Source organism: Streptomyces sp. enrichment culture (assembly GCF_964273255.1).
Lineage (GTDB): Bacteria > Actinomycetota > Actinomycetes > Streptomycetales > Streptomycetaceae > Streptomyces.
The window spans coordinates 4,936,211-4,949,811 of the sequence record NZ_OZ186835.1; the positions used below are offsets into that span (position 1 = coordinate 4,936,211).

At 72.0% G+C, this 13,601-nt stretch carries 13 protein-coding genes; 4 read left to right on the forward strand and 9 right to left on the reverse strand.

Annotation, left to right across the window (positions count from 1 at the left end):
• Both recO and ACSU53_RS21395 read left to right on the forward strand, forming a co-directional pair.
• Positions 1-747 (forward strand): DNA repair protein RecO, encoded by a 747-nt coding sequence (recO, locus tag ACSU53_RS21390; protein WP_432054425.1) that lies wholly within the window; start codon positions 1-3, stop codon positions 745-747.
• A 48-nt stretch (positions 748-795) separates the two neighbouring features.
• Complete coding sequence (locus ACSU53_RS21395; protein ID WP_437030043.1) at positions 796-1,626, forward strand: isoprenyl transferase; 831 nt, start codon at positions 796-798, stop codon at positions 1,624-1,626.
• Positions 1,627-1,702: 76 nt separating this feature from the next.
• Here ACSU53_RS21395 and ACSU53_RS21400 read toward each other — a convergent pair whose 3' ends face one another.
• The 4 genes from ACSU53_RS21400 to ACSU53_RS21415 all read right to left on the reverse strand — a co-directional run bounded on the left by ACSU53_RS21400 (position 1,703) and on the right by ACSU53_RS21415 (position 4,870).
• Positions 1,703-2,122 (reverse strand): Fur family transcriptional regulator, encoded by a 420-nt coding sequence (locus ACSU53_RS21400; protein WP_437030045.1) that lies wholly within the window; start codon positions 2,120-2,122, stop codon positions 1,703-1,705.
• A 62-nt stretch (positions 2,123-2,184) separates the two neighbouring features.
• On the reverse strand, positions 2,185-3,087 hold the full coding sequence (locus tag ACSU53_RS21405) for a metal ABC transporter permease (protein ID WP_437030047.1): 903 nt from the start codon (positions 3,085-3,087) through the stop codon (positions 2,185-2,187).
• 5 nt (positions 3,088-3,092) lie between these two features.
• Entirely contained in the window at positions 3,093-3,860 is a 768-nt protein-coding gene (locus ACSU53_RS21410) for a metal ABC transporter ATP-binding protein (protein WP_437030050.1), read from the reverse strand.
• A 23-nt stretch (positions 3,861-3,883) separates the two neighbouring features.
• The gene (locus ACSU53_RS21415; protein WP_437030052.1) at positions 3,884-4,870 is read right to left on the reverse strand and encodes a metal ABC transporter substrate-binding protein; all 987 of its coding nucleotides are present in this window, start codon (positions 4,868-4,870) and stop codon (positions 3,884-3,886) included.
• A gap of 218 nt (positions 4,871-5,088) precedes the next feature.
• On the opposite strand from ACSU53_RS21415, the gene ACSU53_RS21420 reads away from it, so the two are divergent.
• Positions 5,089-6,471 (forward strand): glycine--tRNA ligase, encoded by a 1,383-nt coding sequence (locus tag ACSU53_RS21420; RefSeq protein WP_437030054.1) that lies wholly within the window; start codon positions 5,089-5,091, stop codon positions 6,469-6,471.
• 201 nt (positions 6,472-6,672) lie between these two features.
• Here the strand turns inward: ACSU53_RS21420 and ACSU53_RS21425 are convergent, their stop codons facing one another.
• Positions 6,673-6,879 (reverse strand): hypothetical protein, encoded by a 207-nt coding sequence (locus ACSU53_RS21425; protein WP_437030056.1) that lies wholly within the window; start codon positions 6,877-6,879, stop codon positions 6,673-6,675.
• A 134-nt stretch (positions 6,880-7,013) separates the two neighbouring features.
• Positions 7,014-8,459 (reverse strand): MFS transporter, encoded by a 1,446-nt coding sequence (locus ACSU53_RS21430; RefSeq protein ID WP_437030058.1) that lies wholly within the window; start codon positions 8,457-8,459, stop codon positions 7,014-7,016.
• Positions 8,460-8,555: 96 nt separating this feature from the next.
• On the opposite strand from ACSU53_RS21430, the gene dusB reads away from it, so the two are divergent.
• A complete protein-coding gene (dusB, locus tag ACSU53_RS21435; protein ID WP_437030059.1) occupies positions 8,556-9,710 on the forward strand; it encodes a tRNA dihydrouridine synthase DusB in 1,155 nt (384 codons plus the stop codon).
• Between the two features lie 127 nt (positions 9,711-9,837).
• Here dusB and ACSU53_RS21440 read toward each other — a convergent pair whose 3' ends face one another.
• From ACSU53_RS21440 to ACSU53_RS21450, 3 genes are all read right to left on the reverse strand, one after another.
• Complete coding sequence (locus ACSU53_RS21440) at positions 9,838-9,975, reverse strand: methionine/alanine import family NSS transporter small subunit (protein ID WP_437030061.1); 138 nt, start codon at positions 9,973-9,975, stop codon at positions 9,838-9,840.
• Positions 9,975-11,528, reverse strand: a complete 1,554-nt coding sequence (locus ACSU53_RS21445) for a sodium-dependent transporter (protein ID WP_437030063.1) — start codon at positions 11,526-11,528, stop codon at positions 9,975-9,977. Before ACSU53_RS21445 ends, ACSU53_RS21440 begins: the two co-directional genes overlap by 1 nt.
• A 308-nt stretch (positions 11,529-11,836) precedes the next feature.
• A complete protein-coding gene (locus ACSU53_RS21450; RefSeq protein WP_437033322.1) occupies positions 11,837-13,444 on the reverse strand; it encodes a CDP-alcohol phosphatidyltransferase in 1,608 nt (535 codons plus the stop codon).
• Between the last annotated feature and the right edge of the window lie 157 nt (positions 13,445-13,601).

Consider the following 13,601-nt stretch of genomic DNA (forward strand, 5'->3'; position numbering starts at 1 on the left):
ATGAGTCTGTTCCGCGACGACGGCATCGTGCTGCGCACCCAGAAGCTGGGTGAGGCGGACCGGATCATCACACTGCTCACGCGCGGTCACGGACGCGTACGCGCCGTGGCGAGGGGGGTGCGCCGGACGAAGTCCAAGTTCGGCGCGCGCCTCGAACCGTTCTCGCACGTGGACGTGCAGTTCTTCTCCCGGGGGAGCGAGCTGGTCGGCCGCGGCCTGCCGCTGTGCACGCAGAGCGAGACGATCGCCCCGTACGGCGGCGGGATCGTGACCGACTACGCGCGCTACACCGCCGGGACGGCCATGCTGGAGACGGCCGAGCGGTTCACCGACCACGAGGGGGAGCCGGCGGTGCAGCAGTACCTGCTGCTGGTCGGCGCCCTGCGGACGCTCGCCCGCGGCGAGCACGCGCCGCACCTGGTGCTCGACGCGTTCCTGCTGCGCTCGCTGGCCGTCAACGGCTACGCCCCCAGCTTCGGCGACTGCGCGAAGTGCGGGATGCCCGGCCCGAACCGGTTCTTCTCGGTCGCGTCGGGCGGGTCGGTGTGCGGCGACTGCCGGGTGCCCGGCAGCGTCGTACCCTCGCCGGAGGCGCTGGAACTGCTGGGCGCGCTGCTCACGGGGGACTGGGAGACCGCGGACGCGGCCGAGGCGCGGCACGTCCGGGAGGGCAGCGGGCTGGTCTCCGCGTACCTGCACTGGCACCTGGAGCGCGGGCTGCGCTCCCTGCGGTACGTCGAGAAGTAGCGAACAGAACGCGAACAGAACGAACAGCCAGAGGGAGACGAGAGACACATGGCCGTACGCGGGTTCCTGGGGCGTCAGCGCCGGGAGTACAGGACGCCGGAACCGCACCCCTCCGGCGCCCGGCCGCCCAGGATCCCCGGGGAGCTCGTGCCCCAGCACGTGGCGATCGTCATGGACGGCAACGGCCGGTGGGCCAAGGAGCGCGGGCTGCCGCGCACCGAGGGGCACAAGGTCGGCGCCGAGCGGGTGGTCGACGTGCTCCAGGGTGCCATCGAGATGGGCGTGGGGTCGATCTCCCTTTACGCCTTCTCCACCGAGAACTGGAAGCGGTCGCCGGACGAGGTGCGCTTCCTGATGAACTTCAACCGCGACTTCATCCGCAAGAGCCGCGACACGCTCGACGAACTGGGCGTGCGGGTGCGCTGGGTGGGGCGCATGCCCAAGCTGTGGAAGTCGGTGGCGAAGGAACTCCAGGTCGCCCAGGAGCAGACGAAGGACAACGACCGGCTCACGCTGTACTTCTGCATGAACTACGGCGGCCGGGCGGAGATCGCGGACGCGGCGCAGGCCATGGCGGAGGACGTGCGGGCCGGACGGCTCGACCCGTCGAAGATCGGCGAGAAGACGTTCGCGAAGTACCTCTACTACCCGGACATGCCGGACGTCGACCTGTTCCTGCGGCCCAGCGGGGAGCAGCGCACGTCCAACTACCTGCTGTGGCAGAGCGCGTACGCGGAGATGGTGTTCCAGGACGTGCTGTGGCCCGACTTCGACCGGCGCGACCTGTGGCGGGCCTGCCTGGAGTTCGCTTCCCGCGACCGCCGCTTCGGCGGGGCCGTCCCGAACGAGGAGCTGCTGGCCATGGAGGGCCGGCAGTAGCCGGAGGACGGAACGGACGACGTGCGCGGGGGCCCGGAAGCCGTCGGCTTCCGGGCCCCCGCGCACGTGCGCGCGCTCAGTCCGCGCGGGCCGCCGCGCACTCCGCGCAGGTGCCGAAGATCTCCACCGTGTGGTCCACGTCGACGAACCCGTGCTCGGCGGCGACGCCCTCGGCCCACTTCTCCACGGCCGGACCCTCCACCTCGACCGCCTTGCCGCAGGTGCGGCAGACCAGGTGGTGATGGTGGTCGTCGGTGGAGCAGCGCCGGTAGACGGACTCACCCTCGGCGTTGCGCAGGACGTCCACCTCGCCGGCGTCGGCGAGGGACTGCAGGGTGCGGTAGACCGTGGTGAGTCCCACCGAGTCGCCCCTGTGCTTGAGCATGTCGTGGAGTTCCTGCGCGCTGCGGAACTCGTCGACCTCCAGAAGCGCAGCCGCCACGGCGGCGCGCTGCCGAGTGGCGCGGCCCCTCACGGGCGGTCCAGCGGTGGTCACCGGTTGCCTCCTCACGTCTGCACTGCCTGCCCGGCCATTGTGCCAGTCGGGCTTCCGGGCGGTCAGACGCCTGCGCCGTCGGTGCTCGTCCGGCTGGCCGGAATGGCGCACTCGGCCGGTTCACCGGCCGGCCGCGCGGCCGCGGCGGCGCGGGCCCGGCGCCGGGCGAGGGGCGTGGCGAGGGCGGTGAGCGCGATGAACGCGCCGATGGTGAGCAGCACGATCGTCGCGCCGGGCGGCACGTCCTGGTAGTAGGAGGTGACCGTGCCGCCGACGGTCACGCTCACGCCGATCGCGACGGAGACGACGAAGGTGGCGGCGAAGCTGCGGCTGAGCTGCTGGGCCGCCGCGACCGGGACCACCATGAGCGCGCTGACCAGCAGCAGCCCCACCACCCGCATCGCCACCGTCACGGTCACCGCGGCGGTGATCGCGGTGAGCAGGTTCAACAACCGCACCGGCAGGCCGGTGACCCGGGCGAACTCCTCGTCCTGGCTGACCGCGAACAGCTGGCGGCGCAGGCCGACGGTGACCAGGATCACGAACGCGGCGAGGACGCCGATCGCGGTGACGTCGGAGGAGGACACCGTCGACAGGGAGCCGAACAGGTACGAGGTGAGGTTGGCGTTGGAGCCGGTCGGGGCGAGGTTGATGAACATGACGCCGCCGGCCATGCCGCCGTAGAACAGCATCGCGAGGGCGATGTCGCCGCGGGCCCTGCCGTACCAGCGGATCAGTTCCATCAGGACGGCACCGAGGACGGAGACCAGCGTCGCCATCCACACCGGGGACCAGGACAGCAGGAAGCCCAGGCCGACGCCGGTCATGGCGACATGGCCGATGCCGTCGCCCATCAGGGCCTGGCGGCGCTGCACGAGGTAGATGCCGACGGCGGGGGCGGTGATGCCGACCAGGACGGCGGCGATCAGGGCCCGTTGCATGAAGGCGTAGTCGAGGATGTCCATCGGATTCAGCTCAGCAGTCCCGTGCGGATCGGTTCGGCACCCTCGGGGGCGTGCGGGTGGACGTGGTCGTGGCCCGGCAGGGCATGCTGGCCGACGGCCTTCGGCGGCGGGCCGTCGTGCAGCACACAGCCGTCGCGCAGCACCACCGCGCGGTCGATCAGCGGCTCCAGCGGGCCCAGTTCGTGCAGGACGAGGAGGACGGTGGCGCCCTCGGCGACCTGGTGGCGCAGGGTGTCGGCGAGGACCTCCTGGCTGGCGAGGTCCACGCCGGCCATCGGCTCGTCCATGATCAGCAGTTCGGGCCCGGCGGCGAGCGCGCGGGCGATCAGCACGCGCTGGTGCTGGCCGCCGGAGAGGGCGTCGACGGAGTCCTTCGCGCGGTCCGCCAGCCCGACCAGGTCGAGGGCGCGGCGCACGGCCTCCCGGTCGGCCCTGCGGAAGAGGCCGAAGCGGGTGCGGGCCAGGCGGCCCGAGGAGACGACCTCGGTGACCGTGGCGGGCACGCCCCCGGCGGCCGTGGTGCGCTGCGGGACGTATCCCACGCGGGCCCAGTCGGTGAAGCGGCGGCGCGGGGTGCCGAACAGCTCGATCTCGCCGGCGCCGGGCTGCACCTGGCCGATGATGCTGCGCACGGCCGTGGACTTGCCGGAGCCGTTGGCGCCGAGCAGGGCGACGACCTCACCGCGGCGCACGGTGAGGTCGATGCCCCGCAGCACCGGGCGGGAGCCCAGTTCGGCGTGGACACCGCGCAGGGAGATCACGGGCTCGGGCATGGCGTCCTCCGGCGGTCGGACGGTCACTTCGCTCCCAGGGCCTTCTGGAGGGCCGCCAGGTTGGCGTCCATGACCTGGAAGTAGTCGTCGCCGCGGGAGGCGTCGGTGATGCCCTCGAGCGGGTCGAGGACGTCCGTCTTCAGTCCGGCGTCGGTGGCGAGGGTCTTGGCGGTCCGGTCGCTGACCAGCGTCTCGTAGAAGACGGTGGTGACGCCGTCGGCCTTCGCCGTGCGCTCCAGTTCCTTCACACGGGCGCCGCTCGGCTCGGACTCCGGGCCGAGGCCGTTGATGGCCTCCTCGGTGAGGCCGTAGCGGTCGGCGAGGTAGCCGAAAGCGGAGTGGGTGGTGATGAAGACGTCGGTGCTGCGGTTCTTCAGCCCGGCCTCGAAGCGGCCGTCCAGGTCTCCCAGTTCGGCGACGAGGGCCTCGGTGTTCTTGCGGTAGTCGGCCGCGTGGTCCGGGTCGGCCTCGGCGAAGGCCGCGCCGACGCCCTCGGCGACCTCGGCATACTTGACCGGGTCGAGCCAGACGTGGGGGTCCTTGCCGCCCTCGTGCTCGTGGCCGTGGTCGTCGGCGTGCTCGTCCCCGTGGCCGTGGTCGTCGCCGTGTTCGTCGTCGTGGCCGTGGTCGTCGCCGAGGGTGCGCAGGGACGTCAGGGCCGCCGCGTCGATCTTCGTCTTCAGCTCGGCCTGGCCGATGGCCTCGTCGACGGCAGGCTGCAGCCCCTTGAGGAAGAGGGCCGCGTCGGACTCCTGGAGCTGCGCGGTCTGCTGGGCGCTGATCTCCAGGTCGTGCGGCTCCTGGCCGGGCTGCGTGAGGCTGGTGACGTTCACGTGCTCGCCGCCGATCCGCTCGGCGAGGAACGCCATCGGGTAGAACGACGCGACGACGTCGAACTTGTCGGTGTTGCCCGCCGCCGCGCTGTCACCGGCGCAGGCGGAGAGGGTGCCGAGGCCGAGGAAGGTGACGGCGGTCACCGCGGCCGTCGGTATGAGTCGTCGTACGTTCATGACAGTCATTTTCAATGATGATGGAAACCGTTGTCAACAACGCACGTGAGGCCCGTGAACGGGGGGCCGAATTGGTCCCGGAGCAGGCCACGCCGGTAGCCTGAGAGCTTCGCTGGGAGCAATCTCGCTTCGCCCGCCCGTGTCCCGACGATCACCCCCCATCGAGGCGCTCCGCGCCGCATCAGTCAGTCACCGTCCGTCGTAATGAAGAGAGCACCGTGGCCGCCGACAAGATCGACACCATCGTCAGCCTGAGCAAGCGCCGTGGCTTCGTATTCCCCTGCAGTGAGATCTACGGCGGCCAGCGTGCCGCCTGGGACTACGGGCCTCTCGGTGTCGAGCTCAAGGAGAACCTCAAGCGCCAGTGGTGGCGTTACATGGTGACGTCGCGCGAGGACGTGGTCGGTATCGACTCGTCCGTGATCCTGGCTCCGGAGGTGTGGGTCGCCTCCGGCCACGTCGCCACCTTCACCGACCCGCTCACCGAGTGCACGGCCTGCCACAAGCGGTTCCGCGCGGACCACTTGGAGGAGGCCTACGAGGAGAAGAAGGGCCGCGCCCCGGAGAACGGCCTGGCCGACGTCAACTGCCCCAACTGCGGCAACAAGGGCCAGTTCACCGAGCCCAAGCAGTTCTCCGGCCTGCTGTCCACCCACCTCGGCCCGACCCAGGACTCCGGCTCCATCGCCTACCTGCGTCCCGAGACCGCCCAGGGCATCTTCACCAACTTCGCCCAGGTGCAGACCGCTTCGCGCAAGAAGCCGCCGTTCGGCATCGCCCAGATGGGCAAGTCCTTCCGCAACGAGATCACGCCCGGCAACTTCATCTTCCGCACCCGCGAGTTCGAGCAGATGGAGATGGAGTTCTTCGTCAAGCCGGGCGAGGACGAGAAGTGGCAGGAGTACTGGATGGAGCAGCGCTGGAACTGGTACACCGGTCTCGGCCTGCGCGAGGAGAACATGCGGTGGTACGAGCACCCGCAGGAGAAGCTCTCCCACTACTCCAAGCGCACCGCTGACATCGAGTACCGCTTCCAGTTCGGCGGCAGCGAGTGGGGCGAGCTGGAGGGCGTCGCCAACCGCACCGACTTCGACCTCGGCGCGCACTCCAAGGCCTCCGGCCAGGACCTCTCCTACTTCGACCAGGAGGCCGGCGAGCGCTGGACGCCGTACGTCATCGAGCCCGCGGCCGGTGTCGGCCGGGCGATGCTCGCCTTCCTGCTCGACGCCTACGTCGAGGACGAGGCGCCCAACGCCAAGGGCAAGATGGAGAAGCGCACCGTGCTGCGCCTCGACCACCGCCTCGCCCCGGTGAAGGTCGCCGTGCTGCCGCTGTCCCGCAACGCGGACCTGTCGCCCAAGGCGAAGGGCCTGGCCCAGACCCTGCGGCAGAACTGGAACATCGAGTTCGACGACGCGGGCGCCATCGGCCGCCGCTACCGCCGCCAGGACGAGATCGGCACGCCGTACTGCGTCACCGTCGACTTCGACACCCTGGACGACAACGCGGTGACCGTCCGCGAGCGCGACACCATGAAGCAGGAGCGCGTGTCGCTGGACCAGATCGAGGGCTACCTGGCCGCCCGCCTCGTCGGCGCCTGATCGCCCCCGCACCTCGTCGCAGGACCGGCCGAGCCGCTCGGGCCGAGGGGAACGCCGGGTCCCGGATCACTCCGGGGCCCGGCGTTCCGGCGTTTGCGGCCCGCTCGGCACCCGGGGCGGGCCGGCGGACGCGGGGGCCGCGCGGCTGCGCCTCCCGCCGCGCCTGCGCCGGGCAGCGTGGGGCAGGGCGCGGGGCGCGGCTCAGGCCGCCGTCGGGTCCACCGTGGCCTGGTGGGCCTCGGCGAGGTGCTCCTCGGCCTTCAGCCAGGGCAGGAACTGCGCCCCTCGGCGCCAGCCGCAGGTGTCGCAGCGGATGGTGCGCTGCACTCCGGTGCGCCGGACGCGCACGACGTGCTCACGCCCGTGCTGGTCCCAGCGGCTGACCTTGCTCGTGTCGATCTGCGGCATGACGCCTCCGGCATCCGCGTGCGGGTCTCGACCCTGGCCGTGCGTCCCGGTCCGGGGAACCGGGACGACAAGGAGTGTGCAGCAAGACCAACATCAACAGGGGTACGCGGGGCGGGAGTCGGGCTCCGGCGCGGTCAGCGCCCCGCTCCGGCGGCCTGGCGGATCTCCGCCGACTCCAGCCGCTCGGCCGTGCGCAGCGCCGTTCCCCGCGCCCAGCGGCCCGAGGTCAGCGCGCCCACCACCAGCACCGCCAGCCCGCACCCGGCGAGGATCCACCAGGCGGGCCGCGCCGCGGGGACGAAGGCGTCCGCGTACGACGACGACCCCACGCCCGCCGCCAGCACCGCGCCGACCACCGCCACGCCGAGGGTGCCGCCCAGCTGCCGGCTGGTGGACGCCACCGCCGAGGCCACGCCGGCCTGCGCGCGGGGCATCCCGGACACGGCGGTGTTGGTGATGGGGGCGTTGACGAAGCCGAAGCCGATGCCGAACAGCACGTAGCCCGCGAACAGGGTGCCGTCGGAGGTCTCCGCCTCGAAGAGGGCGAAGAGCAGCCCGCTCGCCGTCATCGCCACGCCCGCGATCAGCAGCGGGACGCGCGGCCCGTGACTGCCGACCAGCCGCCCGGACAGCGGGGCGCACAGGAACGTCGGGGCGGCCAGCGGAAGCATCCACAGCCCCGCCTCCAGGGCGCTCAGCCCGCGCACGTTCTGCAGGTACAGGGTGGACAGGAACAGGAACCCGGCCAGCGCGGCGAACGCGCTCACCGCGATCACCGTGGCCCCGCTGAACGGGGCGGAGCGGAAGAACCGCAGGTCGATCAGAGGTTCGTGGCGGCGCGGCTCGTAGTACAGGAGCCCGGCCAGGGCGGCCAGGGAGACGACGGCGACGGGGGCGACCGTGGACAGCGGCGCGTGCGGGGCCTCGATGATCGCGTAGGTCAGGGACCCGAACAGGACGATGACGAGCAGCTGCCCGACCGGATCGGCGCGGCGGGCCCGCGGCGCCCGGGACTCGGGGACGAAGCGCCAGGTCAGCAGCAGGGCGGCGAGGCCGACGGGCACGTTGACCCAGAAGATCGAGCGCCAGCCGACCGATTCCACCAGCAGGCCGCCGACGAGCGGGCCCGCGGCCATCGAGACGCCGACCACCGCGCCCCACACACCGATCGCGCGGGCCCGTTCGCGCGGGTCGGTGAAGGTGTTGGTGATGATCGACATGGCGACCGGATTGAGCATCGAACCGCCCACCGCCTGCACCATGCGGAAGGCGACCAGGGCCTCCAGGCTCGGGGCGAGGGAGCACAGCACCGAGCCCAGGGTGAAGACCACCAGGCCCGCGCGGAAGACCCGCTTGCGGCCGATGCGGTCGGCCGTGGAGCCCGCCAGCATCAGCAGCGACGCCAGGACCAGGGTGTAGGCGTCGATGGTCCACTGCAGGCCCGCGGTGCTCGCGCCGAACTCCCGCTGGAGCGCCGGCAGGGCGACGTTCAGCACGGTGTTGTCCAGGCTCACGATCAGCAGGCTCATGCAGCAGATCGCGAGCACCAGGAGCCGTCGGCGCGGGCTGAGCTCGGGCATGGATCCCATCGTACGCACGCATCAATAGTGCGACTAACTAATGGCCGATGCACGGGGAGCGCGCCGGGCACCGCGCGGATACGGGACAATGGGGGAATGCCCACGCCCACCGCCGCCCCCGGATCCACCCTGGCGATCGGCCCGCACACGGTGTCGCCGCCCGTCGTGCTGGCCCCCATGGCCGGGATCACCAACGCCCCCTTCCGTACCCTGTGCCGCGAGTTCAGCGGGGGCAAGGGGCTGTTCGTCAGCGAGATGATCACCACCCGGGCGCTGGTCGAGCGCAACGACAAGACCATGCAGCTGATCCACTTCGACGCGAGCGAGACGCCGCGCTCGATCCAGCTGTACGGCGTCGACCCGGCGACCGTCGGCAAGGCCGTCCGCATGATCGTCGACGAGGACCTCGCCGACCACATCGACCTCAACTTCGGCTGCCCGGTCCCCAAGGTCACCCGCAAGGGCGGCGGCTCCGCCCTGCCCTACAAGCGGAACCTGCTGCGCGCCATCCTGCGCGAGGCGGTCGCCGGGGCCGGGGACCTGCCGGTCACCATGAAGATGCGCAAGGGCATCGACGACGACCATCTGACCTACCTGGACGCCGGGCGCATCGCCGTCGAGGAGGGCGTGAGCGCCATCGCCCTGCACGGGCGCACCACCGCCCAGCACTACGGCGGCACGGCCGACTGGGACGCCATCGCCCGCCTGAAGGAGCACGTCCCGGAGATCCCCGTCCTCGGCAACGGCGACATCTGGTCGGCCGAGGACGCGCTGCGCATGGTGCGCGAGACCGGCTGCGACGGGGTCGTCGTGGGCCGCGGCTGCCTGGGCCGGCCGTGGCTGTTCGCGGACCTCGTGGCCGCCTTCGAGGGCCGCGCCCACGAGGCCGTGCGCCCCGGGCTGCGCGTGGTCGCCGACGCCATGGTGCGGCACGCCACCCTGCTCGGCGAGTGGATGGGCGACGAGGCCCGCGGGGTGACCGACTTCCGCAAGCACGTCGCCTGGTACCTCAAGGGCTTCGCCGTCGGCTCCGAGATGCGCCGGCGGCTCGCGCTCACGTCCTCCCTGGCCGGACTGCGGGCCGGGCTCGACGAACTCGACCTGGACCAGCCCTGGCCGGCGGGCGCCGACGGCCCCCGCGGGCGCACCTCCGGCAACAACCGGGTGGCGCTGCCCGACGGCTGGCTGAACGACCCGTACGACTGCGCCGGGGTCGGCGAGGAAGCGGAACTGGACACCTCGGGCGGCTGAGCCCCGCCGGCCGGGCGATGTGCCGGGCCGGCCGGGCGGGGGTGTGCCGGGCCGGGCAGGGGTGTGCGGGATGCCGTACGGCTCCGCTCCGGGCGGGAGCGGAGCCGTACGGGGGTCACCGGACCGTTCAGGCCGTCGGCTTCGCCGCGGGCCCGTCGTCCTCGGGACGCTCGGGGTGCCGGCGCAGGTGGACGATGGCGCCCACCAGACCGCCCCAGACGATCACGATGGCCACGACCAGCATGATGATGGCACTCGTCGACATCAGTTCTTCCCCCCTTCAGGTGCCGCGGAGCCGGAACCGGAAACCACGCCCGCCTCCTCGGCGGGCTCGAGGCCGGCGGAGCGCCAGGGCAGCAGACTGAGGATCACGGCCACGATCACCGCGCCGGCGGCCACACCCCAGCCGGCCCAGAGCAGGAACGAGGTCGGGTAGCCCTCGTAGTTCTCCGAGAACTCCGCACGCAGGCTGTCGACCATCATCCAGCCGAGCACCAGCGGAGTGACGATGCCCAGGCAGATCAGCCACCAGCGGCCGAGCCGCATCGCGGACGCCTCGTTGGCGTGCTGCTGGAAGGCGGGCAGGCGGCGCAGGAGCCAGCCCACGACGACCAGCACGACCAGCGCGGCGAGCGCGACGCCGTACTGGTTGATGAAGTGGTCGGCCGCGTCCAGCAGGTAGATGCCGCTGTCGGTCGGGAAGAGGAGGACCGACACCAGGGCGATGGCCCCGCCGACGCCCAGCACCGCCGGGATCCGGCGCATGCCGGTGCGGTCCTGCACGGCGGCGATGACCACCTGCACGATGCTGATCAGCGAGGTCAGACCGGCGATCACCAGCGAGCCGAAGAACAGCGCGCCGAACAGCGCGCCCATCGGCATCTGCGAGATGACCGTCGGGAAGGCGATGAACGCCAGGCCGATGCCGGAGCTCGCGACCTCGTCCACCCCGACGCCCTGGGCCGCGGCCATGAAGCCGAGGGTGGCGAACACGCCGATGCCCGCGAGGATCTCGAAGGCGCTGTTGGCGAATCCGGCGACCATCGCGGTGCCGGTGAGGTCGGCCCGCCTCCGCAGGTAGGAGGCGTAGGTGATCATGATGCCGAAGCCGATGGAGAGCGAGAAGAAGATCTGCCCGTAGGCGGCGACCCACACGCTGCCGTCGCCGAGCGCCGACCAGTCCGGCCGGAACAGCCCGTCGAGCCCCTTGCCCGCACCGTCGAGCGTGAGCGCGCGGCCCACCAGGACGACGAAGAAGAGCACCAGCAGCGGGATGAAGAACTTGTTGGCCTTCTCGATGCCGTTGCGGATGCCGAGCGCCAGGATGACCAGCACCACCGCCCACACCGCGAGCAGCGGCCAGAACACCCCGCCGACGTAGGAGGAGACGAAGCCGGGCGCGTCGGCGGCCTGGAGGAAGTCGCCGAAGAAGAAGGCGTTGGCGTCGTCGCCCCACTGCTCGCCGAAGGAGTAGCCGATGTACCGGACCGCCCAGGCGATGATGACGGCGTAGTAGGCGGCGATCACGAAGCAGATCGCGACCTGCCACCAGCCGATCGCCTCCGCGGGCCGGGCGATCTGGCGGAAGGCCGCCGGGGGCGACTTCCGGTACTTGTGGCCGATCGAGTACTCGAGGATCAGCAGCGGGATGCCTGCGGTCAGCAGCGCGACGAGATACGGCAGCAGGAAGGCTCCGCCGCCGTTCTCGTAGGCAACGGCGGGGAAGCGCCAGATGTTGCCGAGCCCGATCGCCGATCCGATCGCGGCGAACAGGAAACCTGCGCGGCTCCCCCACTGCTCACGGGAAGGACTGGACATGATCACGGTTCCTTGGTCATTTTCTTTGCGTAGCGCGGCACGCTAGCAACAGGAACGCGTGTGGAACAGGGGGTTCCGTCCACCGGACGGGCGCGTCGGCGAAGGTCTGGCACGGGGTGTCGTCCGAGGTCACGGGCGGGTCGCGACGAGATCGCGGCCGGGTCGCGGCCTGGTCGCGGCCGGGTCGCTGCCGGTCGCGAACCTGCCGCGACTCCGGCCGGCCCCGGCCGTGTCACCCGGTCGGCCCACCCGGCGGTGGGGTGCGGGTGGTGCCCGGTCGGTTCACCCGGTGGTGATACCTGGTCGGTTCATCCGGCGGTGGGGTGCGGGGTGGAGCCGTAGGCGGTCAGGAAGCGGTCGCGGAAGGCGTCCATCCGCCACACCGGGGCGTCCTTCGCCGGGGTGAGTCCCTCCGTCCAGTTCCAGCCGGAGATCTTCTCCAGCACCTCCGGGTCCTTGGCGACCACCGACACGGGCACGTCCCGGCTCGCGCCGCTGCCGCTGACCCGGGCGATCGGCTGGTGGTCGCCGAGGAACACCAGCACCGTGTCGTCGGTGCCGTAGCGCTCCAGCCACTGGGTGAGGCTCTCGACCGAGTACGAGACGGCCTTCCCGTACGCCCGCCGGGATCCCGCGGAGTCGGTGACGAGGTCGCCGGGGTCCTCGCCCGCCTCCTGGATCGCCTGGAAGACGGAGCCGTCGCCCAGGTCCTCCCAGTCGACCATCTCGGGCAGCGGCGCCCACGGCTGGTGGCTGGAGGTCAGGATGATCTCCGCCATCAGGGGCCGGTCCCGCTTCCGGCCGTGCTCCAGCCGCTGATACGCCTCCAGCGCGTACTGGTCGGGCATCGTCGACCAGCTGAACTTCGGTCCCCGGTAGCCGAGCTGGAAGGCGTTGTAGACCGCGTCGAGGCCGTACCACTCGGCCTCCGGCCACGCCTTCTGCACGCCCGGCATCACCCCGACCGTGTCCCAGGCGCCGGTCCGGCGGAACGCCTCGGTGAGGGTGAGGTGGTCGCCGGCCGTGGTGACGGTGCGGTAGCGCTGCTGGTTGTCGATCCACAGGCCGGACAGCGCGGTCGAGTGGCCGAGCCAGCTGCTGCCGCCGTACGTGGAGGAGGTCAGCCAGCCGCTGCGGGCCCGGTACCCCGCCTTCGCCAGCGCCTCGGTGCGCGCCTCCAGGGTGCGGGTCACGCCGGGGGCGATGGCCGGGTCCTCGACGGCGCTGCGGCCGTAGCTCTCGATGAACGCCAGGACGACGTCCTTGCCCCGCAGGTCCGGCAGCAACTGGTCCGGGGGCGTCGCCCCGAAGGTGTCCGACCGCGCCTCCCGGGCGAACGCGGCCTCGTCGCGCAGCGTGTCCACGACCCGGTCGGCCTGCCGTCTCGCCGTGTCCACGGCCCGCTCGGAGGCGACCGGCACCCCGGCGATCTGCAGGCCGAGCGCGGTGCAGGCGATCCACGCCGTGCCCGCGACGAGCGTGCCCCGGGTGGCCCGTGAGCGGTGCCGGTCCAGCAGGGTGCCGAGCCGCACGGTGGCCAGCGCGGTGCCCACCACCACCAGCAGCACCAGGGCGACCGCCCCGACGGCGGCGGCAGCGGCGGCGGCACCGCCCAGGGTGTCCGCGACGTAGGCGTGCGCGTCGTCGAGCAGTTCCCAGTCGAGGACGAGGTTGAAGCCCCGGCCCAGGTACTCCGTGAAGCCCATGTCGAGCAGGTTCAGCACGGTCAGCAGCCCGATGCCGGTACCGCACACCGCGGCCACGACGGTCCGGGTCCGGCGGGGGAGGGCCAGCAGCAGCGCCGCGCCGACCACCGCCTCGGCCGGGATCCGGGTGAACCGGTTGGGGCGCAGCGCGCCGCCCACGTCGGGCAGCAGCAGGGCGCCCACGACGAGGACGGCGGCGAGGACGTGCACCGTGCGACGCAGGTTCCGGGCGGCACGCGGCCGGTCCCGGCGCCACCGGGCGAAGCGTCCGGGCGGCGCGTTCTCCGGGACGGGTGCGGCATCCTCCGGGACGGGTGCGGGGTCCTCCGGGACGGGTGCGGGGTCCCCCGGGGCGGGGGCTTGGCGC